A 16,069-nucleotide genomic window follows, 5' to 3' on the forward strand; every position below is an offset into this window, starting at 1 on the left:
GGGTGGAGGGGCGTGGGGGAGGACATGGATGGGACCTTGTTGCTTGGGGCCCATCATACGGCGGTGCGATCCGTCGGGCCATCGTGTGTTTCGCAGGTCGCGCCGTGGCGTTGAGCAAATCTCTGATATGCGGTCGAGCGCTGTTCGGCCGCTCCGACGCTTCTCCCACCCTCCGCGGCATTCCGGGGCCGCGCAGCGGAGCCCGGAATTCAGAACCTTTGATCGGTCAGGATAGAGCGGAACGGTTCGGCTTTCTTCTGAACAACCTGTGCTTCTGGATTCCGGGCTCCGCTGCGCGGCCCCGGAATGACGCGGAGGGTGTAGGCACCGTGGATGAGAGCGACCGTGGTTAATGCGCCAGCGCCTCCGCCTTGGCACGCCCACCGAGATACGCCGCCCGGATGTCGTCGTTGGCCCACAGCGCCTGCGGCTCACCGCTGAGCACCAGCTGACCGGTCTCCAGCACGTAGCCGCGATCGGCGACCGAGAGGCCCATGCGGGCGTTCTGCTCGACGAGGAGCACGGTGGTGCCGCGCCGGCGCACCTCGGCGATGATCGCGAACACCGCCTGCACGATCACCGGGGCGAGGCCGAGGGACGGCTCGTCGAGGAGCAGGATGCGGGGCTTCGCCATCAGCCCGCGGGCGAGCGCGACCATCTGGAGCTGGCCGCCCGAGAGCGTCCAGCCGAGGGCGTCGCCGAAGCGGCGGATGTCGGGGAAGAGCTCGAACATGCCCTCCGCCTCGTCGCGGATCTGGCGGCTCGTGAGCCCCTTCCGGTTCGAGGCGCCGAGCATGATGTTCTCGCGCACCGTGAGGCCCGGGAAGACCCGGCGCCCCTCCGGCACGTGCGCCACCCCGCGGCGCACGATCTCCTCGGGCTTCAACCCCAGGAGCGACTGACCCTCGAACAGCACCTCGCCGCCGGCCGGCTTCACCAGCCCCGAGATGGTCTTGAGCGTGGTCGACTTGCCGGCGCCGTTGGAGCCGAGCAGGGTGACGACCTCGCCGGCCTCGACCGAGAACGAGATGCCGCGCACGGCCTCGATCTCGCCGTAGCGTACGGTCAGGTCGCGGATTTCCAGGAGTGCCATGCGTCTCTCCTGCTCACGCCGAGGCAAGGTCGGTCTTGAGGCCGACATTCGGCCCCTCGGTCGCTTCCTGGCCGAGATAGGCCTCGATCACGGCGGGCTCGCGCAAAACCGTGGCGGTGACCCCGTCGGCGATGCGCCGGCCGAAATTCAGCACCGTGATGTGGCTCGCCACGTCGCTCACCAGTGTCATGTCGTGGTCGATGATCAGGATGGTCAGGCCCTTGGCGGCCATCCGGCGCAGGAGCACGGTCAGCGCGTTCTTCTCGGACGAGTTGAGGCCCGCCGCCGGCTCGTCGAGGAGGAGCAGCACCGGGTTGCCGGCGAGCGCCCGGGCGATCTCGACCAGGCGCTGGTGGCCGTAGGAGAAGGACGAGATCGGCTCGTCGGCCCGGGATTCCAGCCCGACGAAGGCGAGGGCGGCCCGCGCCCGCGCTTCGAGCGAGGCGCGGTCGTGGGCGACGATGCCGTTGCCCGGCCGCTCGGCGCCGATCACCACGTTTTCCAGTGCGCTCATCGAGCGGAACAGGCGGATGTTCTGGAACGTCCGCCCGAGCCCGGCCGCCGCGCGCTGATGCGGCGCGAAGCGGGTGATGTCCTGGCCGTTGAGGCGCACCTTTCCGCCGGTCGGGGTGTAGAGGCCCGACAGCACGTTGAGGGTCGTGGTCTTGCCCGATCCGTTCGGGCCGATCAGGGCGTGGATGCCGCCGCGGGTGACCGTGAAGCTCACCTCGTCCACGGCCTTCAGGCCGCCGAAATGCTTCGACAGACCCTCGACCTCGAGCACCGGCGCGGCGGAGGCCGTACCTTGCGTCAGCGTCAGCTCCTGGGCCCGGGGCGGGACGGGTTTCCGCGGCCGCAGGCGCTTCACCTGGTCGCCGAGGAAGCCCCAGATGCCTTCCGGCATGAACACCACGATCAGGATGACGGCCAGCCCGTAGATCGCGAGGTAGAGGCCCGGGATCTCCTTCAGGAAGCGCAGCCATTCGGGGATCAGGATCAGCAGCCCGGTGCCGATCACCGCGCCGACCGGGGAGCCGACGCCGCCGAGGAGCGCCATGGTGAGGAACACCACGGACTCGGCGAAGGAGAACTGGTCCGGGCTGATATAGGTGAAGCTGCCGGCAAACAGCCCGCCGCCGAGGCCCGCCAGCAGGGCGCCGATGGCGAAGGCCGCTACCTTGGTGCGGTAGATGTCGATGCCGGTGACGCCTGCCGCCAGCTCGTTGTCGCGCACCGCCCGCATGGCGCGGCCGAGGCGGGTCTTGGGCATCCGCCAGACCGCGTAGGCGACCGCCGCCAGCACGAAGACGCAGAGCGCGAGGTAGCTCTGGCCGTCGGCGAACAGCCCGGGGCGCTTGATGTTCGGCACGCCGTCCGGCCCGTGGGTGACCGGGATCCAGTTGATCATGATCAGCGTCAGGATCTGCTGGAACGAGATCGTCACCATGGCGAGGTAGTGGCCGCCCAGCCGCAAGGTCGAGGCGCCGAGGACCGCGCCGAGGATCAGCGCGAGCACGAGGCCGATCGGCAGGCAGAGCCAGAAGCTGATGCCGAGATCGACGGTGCCGAGGCCGACCGCGTAGGCGCCGATGCCGAAGAACGCGGCCTGGGCGAGGTTGATCTGCCCGCACAGGCCCAGCACGACAGTGAGCCCGATGACCGCGATGGCGTAGGTCGCGGCCTGCATCAGGATGTTGAGCACGTAGCCGCTGAACGGCGTCGTGGCGGCGAGGAACACCGCGACCGCGACGAGGGCGACGTAGGCGAGGGTGCCGAGGGGGAAGCGGCGGGCGGGAGCGTCGGACACCGGGTCCGCCGCGACGGGGCGAGGGGAGCCGGTCATGCTTTCTCCGCGATGCGTTCGCCGAAGATGCCCTGCGGGCGGAAGGCCAGGAAGGCGACGAGGACGATGAAGGCGAAGGCGTCCTTGTAGGGCACCGAGACGTAGGCTGCCCCGAAGGTCTCGATGATGCCGAGCGCGAGACCACCGATGATCGCGCCCGTCACGTCGCCGAAGCCGCCGATGATGGTGGCGGCGAAGGCCTTGAGCGCGATGGTGGCGCCCATCTGGATCGACACGAACAGCACGGGCGCCACCAGGATGCCGGCGATGCCGCCGAGCACCGCGCTGTAGACGAAGGTCAGCATGATCATCCCGGCGACCGGGATGCCGAGCAGCGCCGCCATCTCCTTGTCCTGCGAGGTCGCCTGCAGCTTCTTGCCGATCAGCGTGTGCTCGAAGAACCAGTACTGGAACGCCACCAGCACCGCGGTCACGGCGATGATCAGCAGGTACTGGGTGTCGAGGAAGACCGGGCCGATCAGGAACCCTTGGGTCTCGAAGACCGGCGGCAGCACCTGCGGCTGCGGCCCGTAGAGCGCGAGCGTGGTGTTGGCGAGGAAGATCGAGGCACCGATGGTCGAGATGATCACCGGCAGATAGGTGCGATGACGCAGGGGATAATAGACGCCGAGGTTGAACAAAGCCCCGAGCAGCGCCATGCCGCCGATGGCGAGCAGGAACGACAGCCAGTACGGCCATTCGAGATCGACGGCGAAGACCACCATCAGGAAGGCGGCCACCATCGAGAACTCGCCCTGGGCGAAGTTCACCACGTTGGTGGCGCGGAAGATCAGCACGAAGCCGAGCGCGACGAGCGCGTAGACGGCGCCGATGCCGATCCCGGTGAACAGAAGCTGGAGGATGAGGTCCATGCGGGCCCGCCCCGGAACGGATGAGAAAGGTCGTGCTGCCGGTCGAACGGCGGCCGAGACGGCGGCGGGACGGCGCATTGCCGTCCCGCGTAAAACTGTCCGAAGATCAGGCCTTGTAGAAGTCGATGCGCTTGTCGAAGACGATGTTGCCCTTGTCGTTGCGCACCACGTTGTAGCCGTGCAGGCCGTCGCCGTTCTGGTCGAAGTTGTAGGTGCCCTCCGCCCCCTCATGGCCGCGGATGGCGAGCAGGGCCTCGCGAATCGCCTTCGGGTCGGTCTTGCCGGCGGCGTTGATGGCCTTCGCCAGCACCGTCACGGCGTCGAAGGTCCAGGACGACTGGTTGTCGGGGGCGAGCTTCATCACCGCCCGGTAGGCCTTGCCGAAGTTGCGCGCCGCGTCGCTCGACTCTTCGGCGTAATCCGCCACCCCGTAGGTGTTGTAGAGCGAGGGACCGGCGAGCTTGAGCGCCGTGACGTTGACGATCGAGGCCGAGCCGACCCACGGCGCCTGCACGCCGAGCTGGCGCAGCTGGCGGGCGAAGATGCCGAGGTCGTTCTCGAAGGTGAAGTACGAGCCGATCACGTCGGCACCCGACTGGCGGATCGCCAGCACCACCGGCGTGAAGTCCTGGCTCTGGTTGGTGTAGCCCTGGTCGAGCGCCACCGTGGCGCCGGCCTTGCCCAGGGCCTCGGTCAGCGCCTTGGCGCCGCTGGTGCCGAAGGCGTCGGTCGAGTGGATGATCGCCCACTTCTTCTTGGCCAGCGTGCTCACGCCGTACTCGGCGATGACCCGGGCCGAGAAGCTGTCGTTTGGGCGGAAGCGGAACAGCCAGGGGTTGCCGAGCTGGGTCAGCACCGGATCGGTGCCGCCGAAGGCGACGGGCTTGGCCGTCTTGAGGATGTCCGGCGCCATGGCGTGGTTCTGGGTCGAGCGGATCGAGCCGAGGAACGCCACGAGGTCGGGCTGCGAGGCGAGCTTGGAGAAGGCCAGCACCGCGCCCGGATTGGTGGTCTGGTCGTCCTCGGTGACGAGCTCCATCGGCTTGCCGAGGACGCCGCCGGCCTTGTTGACGGCCTCGAGGGCGATCTTGGCGCCGTTGAGGGCGAAGCGGCCGGCGTCCGCCCCGGGCCCGGTCACCGGCAGCACCATGCCGATGCGGATCGTGCCGCCCGCTTGAGCGCTCGCTGGTCGGATGATCGACGGGGCGACGAGGCCCGTAGCCGCGACCGTGGCCGCACTCTTCAGGAAAACGCGGCGCGTCGTCCTCATCGGCATGTTCCTCCCGTGGGAAAATGGCCGGTGCTGCGAGGCCCGGCCTTGGGGCGGATGAGACACCGGCAGCGCTGCCATGTCCACCCCTTGTCCAGCCCCCTCGGATTAAAAATGCCCGGGCAGATCTGCGCCGGACGCCCTCGACCGCGGGCGCCGCCGCGGCCATTCTCCGCCCGCCAGAACGCGGCCGCCCGGCGGTCGCCAGAACCAAGAAACCGGGAGGATTGTTGATGCAGATCTCAGCCAGCGGCCTGACCACCTACGTGCGGGACATCTTCTTGCGCGAGGGCTGCTCCGAGGCCGAGGCCGAGCGGATCGGCCGCTACCTCGTCGCCGCCAACCTGACCGGGCACGACAGCCATGGGGTGATCCGGGTGCCGCGCTACGTCGCCTGGCTGCAGGAGGGCGAGGTCGAGGCCGACCGCACGCCGGAGGTGGTGAGCGACGGCCCGGCCTTCGCCCTCGTCGACGCCCATTACGGCTTCGGCCAGACTGCCGGACCCTTCGCCACCGAGCTCGGCATCCGGAAAGCCAGAGAGAACGGCGTCGCCATCGTCGCCCTGCGGCATGCCGGCCATCTCGGCCGCATCGGCGAGTGGGCCGAGCAGGCCGCCGCCGCCGGCCTCGTCTCGGTGCATTTCGTCAACGTGGCGGGGAGCCTCCTCGTCGCGCCCTTCGGCTCGGTCGACCGACGCTTCTCGACCGCGCCCTTCGCGGCGGGTTTCCCGGTCCAGGGCGCCGAGCCGGTGATCCTCGACTTCGCCACCTCCGCGGTCGCCGAGGGCAAGGTGCTGGTCGCCTCGCAGGGCGGCAAGGCGCTGCCCGAGGGCGTGCTGATCGAGCCCGACGGGCGGCTCTCCGCCGATCCCGCGACCCTCTACGGCCCCCTCGACGGGCCGGAGCGCGACAATCTCAAGGGCGCTGGCGCGATCCGCGCCTTCGGCGAGCACAAGGGTTCGGGGCTCGCGCTGATGTGCGAGCTGCTCGCCGGGGCGCTCACGGGATCCGGCACCGCGGGGCCGGGCGCGCGGCGGTTCTGCAACGGCATGCTGTCGCTCTACATGACGCCGGAGGCCTTCGGCTCCGAGGACGCGATGGTGCGCGAGACCCGCGCCTATCTCGACTTCTTCAAGAGCGCCCGGCCGGTGCCCGGCGGCGAGGTGCTGCTGCCGGGTGAGCCGGAGCGGCGGACGCGGGCGAAGCGCCTGGCCGAGGGCGTGCCGCTGTCCGATCCGGTGTGGGAGACGCTGCTCGCGGCCGGACGGCCGCATGGGCTGGATGGGGAGGCGTATCGGAGCTGACAAGTGGAGTTCAACGCGACTCGACTTGGTCGACACGTCCTATTCTGACATCCTTTGCGTCATCCCGGGGCTCGCCGAAGGCGAGAACCCGGGATCCATAACCGCTGACGGTCCAGGAGAAGCAGATCAGCGTCCCGCTTCGTTCTTCAGCATCGGCGGTTATGGATCCCGGGTTCCGCTGCGCGGCCCCGGGATGACTCGGAGGATGAGGGCAGCGTCGCTGATCCCTCGTGCAGCGGTAACGATCCGATGGCGAAATTCAGTCTGAGTCGAGCACTCCTGCATCGTCCGTGGATCGACGAAGCCAAACTGGACGCGACCACGGAGGAGGAGATCCGGGGCTATCAGATGGAGGACGGCTTCGATCCGGACGCGGAGCCGACCGCCGTGCAGACCACACCGGGCCCGCAGAACGAATCGCAGGCTGGCCTCAGCTCGTATCGCCTCAATGCCCAGAAAACCACGAGACACGGCGCTCCGCTTCCGTACAATCCCCCCGTCCGGCGCGAAGACCGGACGGGAGGAGACGAGTGATGAACCGACGTGACGTCCTCGCGGGCGCCGCCGCCCTCACGGCGACCACGGTCGCGGCGCGGGCCGACAGGCTGCCCCTCGGCGACCTGCCGGGCACCCGCTATCCCGACCCGCGGGTCGAGGCGCTGGACAAGCGCTTCCGCTACAAGGTCGGCAACGCCGCCATCGAGCGCATCGCCACCGGCTTCCGCTGGGCCGAAGGCCCGGTCTACTTCCGCGACGGCGGCTACCTCCTGTGGAGCGACATCCCCAACAACCGGATCATGCGCTGGCTCGAGAACGGCCATGTCAGCGTATTCCGGGCGAACTCGAACTACTCGAACGGCAACACCCGCGACCGCCAGGGCCGGCTCATCACCTGCGAGCACGACACCCGCCGGGTGACGCGCACCGAACCGGACGGCAAGATCACGGTGCTGATCGACAAGTTCGACGGCAAGCCGCTCAACGCGCCGAACGACGCGGTGGTGGCCTCCGACAACGCGGTCTGGTTCACCGATCCGGGCTACGGCATCGACGGGTTCTACGAGGGTCACAAGGACAAGGCCGAGCTGCCGACCCGAGTCTACCGGCTCGATCCGTCGACCGGCCAGGCCAAGGTAGTGGCCGAAGGCATCGACCGGCCGAACGGGCTGGCCTTCTCGCCCGACGAGAAGATCCTCTACGTGGTCGATTCCGGCGCGACCCATGGCGGGCGGGCGAACATCCGCGCCTTCAATGTCGAGGGCGACAAGCTCACCGGCGACCGGGTCTTCGCGGAAGGGTTCTCGCCGGGCTTCACCGACGGGGTGCGCACCGACGTCGACGGCAACGTCTGGTGCTCGATGGGCTGGGCCGATCCGAAGGAGGACGGCGTGCGCTGCTACACGCCGTCGGGCGACCTGATCGGCAAGATCCACCTGCCGGAGACCTGCGCCAATCTCTGCTTCGGCGGACCGAAGAAGAACCGGCTGTTCATGGCCGCGAGTACGTCGATCTACGCCGTGTATGTCGAGACGCAGGGGGCGATGGTGCCGTAAGACGGCTTCCTATACGCACAGGAGGGTCGTTCGCATGAACCCTCCCCCTCTGCGGGGGAGGGTGGTCCCTGCGTCAGCAGGGGCCGGGAGAGGGGACGCCGCATCCGGAGAGATCGCAACCATGATGACGGGCGCTACCTGGATCAGCGTCGCGCTGCCCCTCTCCCGGCCTACTCCGTAGGCCACCCTCCCCCGCAGAGGGGGAGGGTTGAGCGTCGAGTATCGGTTGAGTGAAACCTAAAACTCCACCCGGTCCCCGCCCTTCAGCGCCAGGATCTCGCGCGCGTCGTCCGGGGTCGCGACGTCGAGCCCCAGCCCCTCGATGATCTGGCGCACCTTCAGGACCTGCTGCGCATTGGACTCGGCCATCTGGCCCGCTCCGATCCACAGCGAATCCTCCAGCCCGACCCGGACGTTGCCGCCGAGCGCGATCGCCTGGGCGGCGATGGTCATCTGGTTGCGGCCCGCGCCCAGCACCGACCAGCGGTAATCGTCGCCGAACAGCCGGTCGGCGGTGCGCTTCATGTGCTGCACGTCCTCCGGATGCTGGCCGATGCCGCCGAGGATACCAAACACGCTCTGGACGAAGAACGGCGGCTTGATCACGCCGCGATCGGCGAAGTGGGCGAGCGTGTAGAGGTGGCCGATATCGTAGCACTCGACCTCGAACCGGGTGCCGTTCTCGGCGCAGGTCGTGAGAATGTGCTCGATGTCGGCAAAGGTGTTCTTGAAGATCCGGTCACGGGAGCCTTCGAGATACGGCTGCTCCCAGTCGTGCTGGAAGGTCTTGAACCGCGACAGCATCGGGTAGAGGCCGAAATTCATCGACCCCATGTTGAGCGAGGCGACCTCCGGCTTGAAGTGGGCTGCCGGGCCGAGGCGCTCGTCGATACCCATGGTCGGGGCGCCGCCGGTGGTGAGGTTCACCACGCAGTTCGAGCGCTGCTTGATCACCTTCAGGAACGGCTCGAAGGCTTGCGGCGACTGGTCGGGCTTGCCGGTCTTCGGGTCGCGGGCGTGCAAGTGGACGATCGCCGCGCCGGCTTCCGCCGCGCCGATCGCGGCCTCGGCGATCTCGTCGGGGGTCACCGGCAGGTGCGGCGACATCGAGGGGGTGTGGATCGCGCCGGTGACGGCGCAGGTGATGACGACTTTTCTCTTGGCCATGAGGGCTCCTCCTATAAGCATCATTCGCCGAAGTGGCTTCCAGTTCGGCGGCGAAAATGATGCGAAAACAAAGATTTAATCTGAATTGCGCTGCAATTCGGATTAAGATTGGGCGCGCTTGTGCGCCATGAGGGCGGCGAGGCGCGCGTCGCGGCGGCGGCTGCGCTCCGCCGGCAGGGCGGGATCGGGGCCGCCATCCCAGGCGGCGACGATGCGGGCGGTGCTCTCCGGCGACCACACCGAGGCGGGAGCCGGATCGGCGGCGAGCCGGCCGTAGAAGCCGCCGTAGCGGGCGGCGTAATCGGCAACGCCGCCCGGCGCGTTGAGATCGATCGTGGCGAAGGGCCCGAGGAAGGACCAGCGCAGGCCCAATCCCTCGGCCACGGTCTTGTCGAGGTCGGCCGGGCTCACCACCCCCTCGGCGACGAGGCGGAAGGCCTCCGAGAGCAGGGCGCCCTGGAGCCGGTTGAGCACGAAGCCCTCGACCTCGCGGTGAACCGTCACCGGCGCCTGGCCGGCGGCCTCGTAGAGGGCGCGGGCGCGCTCCACCACCGCTGGGTCGGTCCAGGGCGCGCCGCAGAGTTCGACCACCGGCACGAGGTGGGGCGGGTTGACCGGGTGGCCGACGAGGCAGCGGGCCCGGCCCGCGAGGCCTTCGGTGAACAGCGAGGCGACGATGGCCGAGGTCGAGGAGGCGAGGATCGTCTCCGGTCCGCACAAGGCATCGAGCTCGGAAAAGAGCGCGCGCTTCGCCTCCACCGTCTCGGGGCCGTTCTCCTGCACGAGGTCGGCGCCGGCCACCGCCTCGGCGAGGGTCGGGCAGGTGCGGATCCGGGCGAGGATCGCCGGCACGTCGGTGACGAGGCCGTGGGTCTCGAGCTGGCGCAAGGCCTCTTCGATGTGCCCCGGCGCGGCGTCGAGCGCCGCCGGGTGGAGGTCGGTGAGGCGGACGTCGAACCCGGACCGGGCGAAGACCACGGCCCAGGACCGGCCGATCAGCCCAGCCCCGACGACGGCAATTGTTGGCATCGGCGACGAATCTCCCTCGGGATGGATCATAGACAAGAACTCACAGCCACAGCACCTGCCGTCGGAGCGCGAGGTCGTCGCGCAGGGCCTGCGATGTGCCGACATGCATCACTCGCCCGCGCTCCAGGGCCACGGTCCGGTCGGAGAGGGCGAGCGCGAGGTCGAGGTTGTGGTCGACGATGACGATCGAGACCTCGCGGCGTAAGGAATCGAAGGTCTCGAACAGGCTCTCGACCACTGCCGGGGCCAGGCCCTCGAACGGCTCGTCGAGGAGCAGCACCCGCACGTCGCCGGAGAGCGCGCGGGCCACCGCCACCATCTGCTGCTCGCCGCCCGACAGGTAATCGGCTGGCGTCCGCCAGCGCTCGCGCAGGCGCGGGAAATAGGACAGCACCCGCTCCTCGTCCCAGTGCACGCCGTTGCCGGTGCGGCGCTTGAGCCGGCCGAGTTCCAGGTTCTCGGCGACGCTCATCCCGGCGAAGAGGCCGCGCCCCTGCGGCACGTAGCCGATGCCGGCCCGCGCGATCGCCGCCGCCGAGCGGCCATCCAGGATCTCGTCGCCGAGCTTGATGTGGCCGGCGGCGTGGGGGGCGAGGCCGGTGATGGTCTTGAGGCAGGTCGACTTGCCGGCGCCGTTGCGGCCGAGCAGGGCCACGATTTCGTGGGCGTGGACGTCGAAGGTGACGCCCGAGAGGATGTGGCTCTTGCCGTAATAGGTGTCGACGGAGTCGAGCGCGAGCAGTACCCGCGACTCGGCGGCGCTCGGCCTGGCCTTCGCGGCCATCGCCGCGGTGCCCGACCCGATATAGACCTCCTGCACCCGCGGCGAGGTGCGGGCATCCTCGACCGTGCCGTCGACCAGGACCGTGCCCTCGTTCATCACCGTCACGGCATCGGCGATCTGAAAGACCCGGTCGATGTCGTGCTCGACCATCAGCACCGGCACCTCGGTCGAGACCCGCTTGATGATGTCGCCGATGCGGGTGCGCTCGGCCGCCGCGAGACCGGCGAGCGGCTCGTCGAGGAGCAGCACCCGGGGCTTCGTCGCGAGCGCCACCCCCATGTCGAGGAGGCGCTGGCCGCCATAGGAGAGCGAGCCGGCCTCGGCCCGCTCCAGCCCCGCGAGCCCGAGCCATCGCAGGATCTCGGCGGTCTCGGCCGCGGCCTCGCGGTCGGCGCGGGCGTCGCGCCAGGGGTGGAAGCGACCGGGGCGGCGGCCCTGCACGGCAAGCCGGATGTTGTCCTCGACGGTGAGCGCCGGAAACAGGTTGGTGATCTGAAACGAGCGGCCGATGCCGGCCGCGCAGATCCGCTCGGGCGCGAAGCCGGCGATCGAGCGCTCCGTAAGGGTCACGGTGCCGGAATCCGGCCGGAACATGCCGGAGATCAGGTTGAAGGCCGTGGTCTTGCCGGCGCCGTTGGGGCCGATCAGGGCGTGCAGCGTCCGGTCGCGGACCGCGATCGTGACGTTGTCGACCGCCTTCAGGCCGCCGAAGCGCTTGGCGATGCCGCGGGCGGCCAGAATGACGCCCTCCACCACCCCGTCCGGCCGCAGGAAGGGCGGCAGGTTCTCAGGCGCGCCGGCCCGGCGGCCGGCCATGGCGGCGTCCTCGGTGGCGGGCGGGCGCACCATCCGAGTGAGCCGCCGGCCGATGCCGACGAGCCCGTCGGGCGAGAACAGGATGAAGCCGACGAACAGCAGGCCGAACCAAAAGAGCCAGTTCGCGGTCCAGATCGACAGCATCTCGCGGAACAGGATGAAGAACAGGGCTCCGATCGCCGGGCCGGCGAGGCCGCGCATCCCGCCGATCACCACCATGGCGAGCAACTCGCCCGAGAAGGCGGAGCCGAGGGGCTCGGCCGAGGCGAAGCGGTGGGTGAAGACGCTGAGCGTGCCGGCGAGCCCCGTCACGGTGGCCGAGACCGTGAAGGCGAGGAGCTTGTAGCGGTTGGTCGGGTAGCCGAGGAAGCGCGCCCGCTGCTCGTTCTCGCGGATCGCCTCCAGCACCGTGCCGACCGGGGAGCGGCGGAAACGCGCGAGCCCATAGGCGACGGCGAAGCCGGTGAGCGCCACGAGCCCGTACCAGGTCCAGGCCGCATCGAGGTCGAGTCCGAGGAACGTCGTCCGCTCGACGCCGCCATAGCCGCTCTCGCCGCCGGTTAGCGCCGTCCAGCGGAAGGCGATCGTGAAGGAGAGGGCCGACAAAGCCAGCGTCAGGAGCGAGAAATAGACCCCGCGCCGGCGCAGGATCAGGAGGCCGAGGAGCAGGGACGCCAGCGCCACGACGACGAGGGCGAACAGGACCGGCGGCAGCAGGGTGCCGGGGAAGAAGGTGCGCTGGCCGATCGCCGCCGCGTAGGCGCCGAGCCCGAAGAACGCGCCGTGGCCGAAGGAGACGAGCCCGGTCTGCCCGACCAGGATGTTGAGGCCGAGGCAGGCCACCGCGAACACCACCACGTCGGTGGCCGAGGTGAGGGTGAGGCCGAGGGCCTGCAGGCAGAAGGGCAGGGCCACGAGGGCGGCGGCGAGGAGCGGCAGGGTGAGACGGTCGCTGCGGTCGGTCATCGTCGTCACTCGAACCGCAGGATGCGCTCGCCGAGCAGACCGCGGGGCCGCACGAGCAGGATGAAAGCCATCAGGGCGTAGATCGCGGCCTCGGCGAAGCCCGGATAGACCAGCACCATCAGGCCGCGCACGACACCGACGATGAGGGCCGCGAGCACCACGCCCCAGAACGAGCCGAGCCCGCCGATCACCACCACCACGAAGGCGCCGGTGAGCACCTCCGCGCCCATCGCCGGGTGGACGCCGGAGATTGGCGCCAGCATCACCCCGGCGAGCGCCGCGAGGCCGACGCTGAGCCCCACCACGGTCGCCATGTAGGGCTTGAGCGAGATGCCGAGCGCCGCCACCATGTCGGGATTCTGGACGCCGGCCCGGACCACCCGCCCGAAGGTGGTGCGCTGGAGCAGGAACCAGACGCCCGCCACCGCGACGACCACCGCCGCCAGGATGGTGAGCCGGTAGCGCGACAGCACGAAATCGCCGACGAAGATCTGGCCGCGCAGGGCCTGCGGGATCGAATAGGGCAGGGGCGGCGCGCCGAAGATCATCCGCAGGGCCTGCTCCGCCACCATGGCGAGGCCGAAGGTGAGGAGCAGCGAGAGGATCGGGTCGGCGCGGTAGAACCGCCGGAAGAGGAACCGCTCGACCAGGAGACCGATCACCGCGACGAGCACCGGCGCCGCGACGATGGAGCCGCCGAAGCCGAGGTGAGGGGAGAGCACGATCGTCAGGTAGGCGCCGATCGCGTAGAACGCGCCGTGGGCCAGGTTGACGATGCCGCCCAAGCTGAAGATCAGCGACAGGCCGAGCGCGATCAGAAGGTAGATCGCGCCGAGGAAGAGGCCGTTGACGACCTGCTCGACGGCGAGGGTGAGGAGGAGCACGGGGTTAGTTCCTGTCGGACATCTTCGAGATCATGGGCGTGCCACTGCGTGCTTCAGGATGATGCGCGGATTCCTCCTCTCCCCGCGGGCGGGGAGAGGGCTGCGTCCCCGTTCAGGGGTCGCAGCGAGCCCGAAGGGCGAGGGTGAGGGGGTGTTTCCGGACGAGCGTCACGCGTCGAGACCCCTTCACCCTCGCTCCGGCTTCGCCTCCGCTTGTCGCGTCCCCTGAACGAGGACTCGACCCTCTCCCCGCCCGCGGGGAGAGGAGGATGCGCGCGAATCGTTGCTCTCACCGGAGATGGAGAAGCTGCGTCACGCCGGAAGCCGTCCCCCTACCCCTCCAGCTTGCACGCCGCCTCTTCCGCCGTCGGCGCCAGCACCTCCATGTCCTCGTTCGGACCGGGAATCGCCGGGGTCGAGGTGAACAGGTCCCACTTATCCTTCACCTTGTCGGCGGGGAGCGCCGTGATCGCGTACATCTCGCTGATCAGCTGGTGGTCGCGGGCGCGGAAATAGCCGGGCCGCGGCTTCTGCACGTCGAACTTCGCGCCGCTCTCGAGATACGAGACGAGCTTCGGCCCCTCGGTGGACTTGGTATCGGCCATCGCCTTGGCGACGATCTTGACCGCGTTGTAGTCGCCCCAGGCCTGGTTCTCCGGCGGCTTGCCGTATTTCTTGGTGAAGGCGGCGACGAAGGCCTTGGCCGACGGCGTGTCGACCTTGTGGTGCCACAGGCACGGCCAGGTGCCGGCGAAGTTGCCAGGGCCGGCGCCCCAGGCGAGGGCGGTGTCGAAGCCGAACCCGGCGACCGGAAAGGGCAGGCCGTACTCGGCGTATTGCTTGAGGAAGTTGGTGATCTGGTTGCCGGCGAGGTTCGAGATCACGAGGTCCGGCTTCGCCTGCCGGATCTTGATCAGGTAGGCGGAGAAGTCGGTGGCGTCGGTCGGCACCAGCTCGTCGGCCGCGAAGGTGCCGCCCTGGCCCTGCATGAACCCCTTGGCGACGCGCAAGAGGTCGTGGCCGAAGGCGTAGTCGGCGGTGAGCGAGTACCAGCGTTTGCCCTTGACGAGCCCGCCCTCGGTCAGGGAGCGGCCGACCGCCTTGACGTACATCGAGTTGGCGCCCTCGACGTGGAACATGTAGCGCTTGCAATCCTGCCCGCGCAGGGCGTCCGAATTGGCGCCGGTATTGAGGAAGATGGTCTTGCCGCGCTGCGCCACCTGGCCGATGGCGAGCGCGGAAGCCGACGAGATCTCGCCGACGATCGCCGCCACCTTGTCGCGCTCGACGTAGCGCTCGGCCTTGCTCGACGCGGTCTGCGGGTTGACCGAATCCTCGGTCAGGAGTTCGACCTTGCGGCCGTCGATGCCGCCGGCGGCGTTGATTTCCTCCGCGGCGAGCTGGGCCGCCATCACGGCGTACTCGCCGAGCGGCCCGAGGAAGCCGGTGCGCGGCGTGAGGTGGCCGATGCGGATCGGCTGCCCGCCTTGAGCCCGCACGAGGCCCGGCATGGCGAGCGCGGCGCCGGCCGCGAGGCCGCCCTGCAAAAGGTGACGGCGCGTCTGGGGGTGGCGCGTGGGAGTGGAGCCCTGCGTCATGGTGCGTGTCCTGCCCGGGATCGCATCACGGTCGTTCGGGTTGCCGTGATCTGTGATCACACTTAGGCTGGCATCAAACGGCGCGCCTGTCGAGACGGGGAAACCGTCCGCGCGACGCCGCGAGGGGAACGCGTAAGGGGAGGTCCGCTTGGAAAGGCGGGACTTGCATGGAGGGGAGGCGCGCGAGCGCCCCGACCCGGACGGCGTCGCGCCGCCGGCGCGGATCACCCTCGGCACGCAGGTCTACGATGCGCTCCGCGACCTGCTGATCGCCGGCGAGCTGGCGCCCGGGGAGCGATTGTCCCTGCGCACGGTCGCGGAGCGCCTCGGCACCTCGATGATGCCGGCCCGCGAGGCGGTGTCGCGGCTCGTCGCCGATGAGGCGCTGGAGGTGCTGCCGAACCGCGCCGTGCGGGTGCCGGTGATCACGCTGCAAAAATTCCGGGAGCTGACCCGGGTGCGCATCGCCGTCGAGGGCTTCGCGGCAGCGGAGGCCGCGCGGGCGGTGAGTGCCCGCGACCTCGCGGCGATCGCCCAGCACGACGCGGCGTTCCGGCACGAGGTGCTGTCGCCGACGCCCGACCTGGAGCGGGCGATGCGGGCTAACCGCGACCTGCATTTCGCGGTCTACGAGGCCGCCGGCCTGCCTTCGCTCGTCGCCATCATCGAGGGGTTGTGGCTGCGCATCGGCCCGGTGCTCAACCTCGACATGCGCTCCTCGCCCCGCCGCCTCGCCGAGGGCGGGGCGCAGGCGCACCACGCGGCCCTCGTGGCGGCGCTCGCCGCCGGCGATGCCGGGGGCGCCCGCGCGGCGCTCAGTGCCGACATCGCCGGCAGCGCCGGCTTCATCGAGACCACCGGGCGCCTCGCGCCCTGAGGCATTGAAACAA

13 protein-coding genes are annotated in these 16,069 nt (G+C 69.6%); 4 read left to right on the forward strand and 9 right to left on the reverse strand.

The window, feature by feature from the left end:
* Window positions 1-349: 349 nt before the first annotated feature.
* From ABZT49_RS18635 to ABZT49_RS18650, 4 genes are all read right to left on the reverse strand, one after another.
* Complete coding sequence (locus ABZT49_RS18635; protein WP_093568303.1) at window positions 350-1,093, reverse strand: ABC transporter ATP-binding protein; 744 nt, start codon at window positions 1,091-1,093, stop codon at window positions 350-352.
* A 13-nt stretch (window positions 1,094-1,106) separates the two neighbouring features.
* On the reverse strand, window positions 1,107-2,936 hold the full coding sequence (locus ABZT49_RS18640) for a branched-chain amino acid ABC transporter ATP-binding protein/permease (protein ID WP_355287916.1): 1,830 nt from the start codon (window positions 2,934-2,936) through the stop codon (window positions 1,107-1,109).
* Window positions 2,933-3,808: a branched-chain amino acid ABC transporter permease gene (locus ABZT49_RS18645; RefSeq protein WP_093568301.1), complete on the reverse strand. Its 876-nt coding sequence runs from the start codon at window positions 3,806-3,808 to the stop codon at window positions 2,933-2,935. The genes ABZT49_RS18640 and ABZT49_RS18645 overlap by 4 nt, the downstream gene beginning before the upstream one ends.
* Window positions 3,809-3,914: 106 nt before the next feature.
* Window positions 3,915-5,078: an ABC transporter substrate-binding protein gene (locus ABZT49_RS18650; RefSeq protein ID WP_355287918.1), complete on the reverse strand. Its 1,164-nt coding sequence runs from the start codon at window positions 5,076-5,078 to the stop codon at window positions 3,915-3,917.
* A 233-nt stretch (window positions 5,079-5,311) separates the two neighbouring features.
* Here ABZT49_RS18650 and ABZT49_RS18655 point away from each other — a divergent pair, with 233 nt between their 5' ends.
* From ABZT49_RS18655 to ABZT49_RS18665, 3 genes are all read left to right on the forward strand, one after another.
* Window positions 5,312-6,382, forward strand: a complete 1,071-nt coding sequence (locus ABZT49_RS18655) for a malate/lactate/ureidoglycolate dehydrogenase (RefSeq protein WP_355287920.1) — start codon at window positions 5,312-5,314, stop codon at window positions 6,380-6,382.
* A gap of 249 nt (window positions 6,383-6,631) precedes the next feature.
* On the forward strand, window positions 6,632-6,916 hold the full coding sequence (locus tag ABZT49_RS18660) for a hypothetical protein (RefSeq protein WP_355287922.1): 285 nt from the start codon (window positions 6,632-6,634) through the stop codon (window positions 6,914-6,916).
* A complete protein-coding gene (locus tag ABZT49_RS18665; protein WP_093568295.1) occupies window positions 6,916-7,935 on the forward strand; it encodes an SMP-30/gluconolactonase/LRE family protein in 1,020 nt (339 codons plus the stop codon). Before ABZT49_RS18660 ends, ABZT49_RS18665 begins: the two co-directional genes overlap by 1 nt.
* A gap of 237 nt (window positions 7,936-8,172) precedes the next feature.
* Here ABZT49_RS18665 and ABZT49_RS18670 read toward each other — a convergent pair whose 3' ends face one another.
* The 5 genes from ABZT49_RS18670 to ABZT49_RS18690 all read right to left on the reverse strand — a co-directional run bounded on the left by ABZT49_RS18670 (window position 8,173) and on the right by ABZT49_RS18690 (window position 15,179).
* Window positions 8,173-9,102 (reverse strand): 3-keto-5-aminohexanoate cleavage protein, encoded by a 930-nt coding sequence (locus ABZT49_RS18670; RefSeq protein WP_093568294.1) that lies wholly within the window; start codon window positions 9,100-9,102, stop codon window positions 8,173-8,175.
* A 102-nt stretch (window positions 9,103-9,204) separates the two neighbouring features.
* Window positions 9,205-10,131 carry a 3-hydroxyacyl-CoA dehydrogenase gene (locus ABZT49_RS18675; protein WP_355287925.1) on the reverse strand — a complete coding sequence of 309 codons (927 nt, stop codon included), beginning with the start codon at window positions 10,129-10,131 and terminating at the stop codon, window positions 9,205-9,207.
* Between the two features lie 40 nt (window positions 10,132-10,171).
* Window positions 10,172-12,697, reverse strand: coding sequence for a branched-chain amino acid ABC transporter ATP-binding protein/permease (locus ABZT49_RS18680; protein WP_355287927.1), 2,526 nt, complete (start codon window positions 12,695-12,697; stop codon window positions 10,172-10,174).
* 5 nt (window positions 12,698-12,702) lie between these two features.
* A complete protein-coding gene (locus tag ABZT49_RS18685) occupies window positions 12,703-13,581 on the reverse strand; it encodes a branched-chain amino acid ABC transporter permease (protein ID WP_355287929.1) in 879 nt (292 codons plus the stop codon).
* A 332-nt stretch (window positions 13,582-13,913) separates the two neighbouring features.
* A complete protein-coding gene (locus tag ABZT49_RS18690) occupies window positions 13,914-15,179 on the reverse strand; it encodes an ABC transporter substrate-binding protein (protein WP_355287931.1) in 1,266 nt (421 codons plus the stop codon).
* 148 nt (window positions 15,180-15,327) lie between these two features.
* Here ABZT49_RS18690 and ABZT49_RS18695 point away from each other — a divergent pair, with 148 nt between their 5' ends.
* Window positions 15,328-16,056 carry a GntR family transcriptional regulator gene (locus ABZT49_RS18695; RefSeq protein ID WP_355287933.1) on the forward strand — a complete coding sequence of 243 codons (729 nt, stop codon included), beginning with the start codon at window positions 15,328-15,330 and terminating at the stop codon, window positions 16,054-16,056.
* Window positions 16,057-16,069: the final 13 nt, after the last annotated feature.

The sequence above is a fragment of the Methylobacterium sp. EM32 genome (assembly GCF_040593685.1).
Taxonomy (GTDB): domain Bacteria; phylum Pseudomonadota; class Alphaproteobacteria; order Rhizobiales; family Beijerinckiaceae; genus Methylobacterium.

What these genes read in the sequence shown, in the direction of transcription:
- ABZT49_RS18635 (WP_093568303.1), bottom strand. Translation starts at nt 1,093, where the DNA reads ATGGCACTCCTGGAAATCCGCGACCTGACCGTACGCTACGGCGAGATC.
- ABZT49_RS18640 (WP_355287916.1), bottom strand. Translation starts at nt 2,936, where the DNA reads ATGACCGGCTCCCCTCGCCCCGTCGCGGCGGACCCGGTGTCCGACGCT.
- ABZT49_RS18645 (WP_093568301.1), bottom strand. Translation starts at nt 3,808, where the DNA reads ATGGACCTCATCCTCCAGCTTCTGTTCACCGGGATCGGCATCGGCGCC.
- ABZT49_RS18650 (WP_355287918.1), bottom strand. Translation starts at nt 5,078, where the DNA reads ATGAGGACGACGCGCCGCGTTTTCCTGAAGAGTGCGGCCACGGTCGCG.
- ABZT49_RS18655 (WP_355287920.1), top strand. Translation starts at nt 5,312, where the DNA reads ATGCAGATCTCAGCCAGCGGCCTGACCACCTACGTGCGGGACATCTTC.
- ABZT49_RS18660 (WP_355287922.1), top strand. Translation starts at nt 6,632, where the DNA reads ATGGCGAAATTCAGTCTGAGTCGAGCACTCCTGCATCGTCCGTGGATC.
- ABZT49_RS18665 (WP_093568295.1), top strand. Translation starts at nt 6,916, where the DNA reads ATGAACCGACGTGACGTCCTCGCGGGCGCCGCCGCCCTCACGGCGACC.
- ABZT49_RS18670 (WP_093568294.1), bottom strand. Translation starts at nt 9,102, where the DNA reads ATGGCCAAGAGAAAAGTCGTCATCACCTGCGCCGTCACCGGCGCGATC.
- ABZT49_RS18675 (WP_355287925.1), bottom strand. Translation starts at nt 10,131, where the DNA reads ATGCCAACAATTGCCGTCGTCGGGGCTGGGCTGATCGGCCGGTCCTGG.
- ABZT49_RS18680 (WP_355287927.1), bottom strand. Translation starts at nt 12,697, where the DNA reads ATGACCGACCGCAGCGACCGTCTCACCCTGCCGCTCCTCGCCGCCGCC.
- ABZT49_RS18690 (WP_355287931.1), bottom strand. Translation starts at nt 15,179, where the DNA reads ATGACGCAGGGCTCCACTCCCACGCGCCACCCCCAGACGCGCCGTCAC.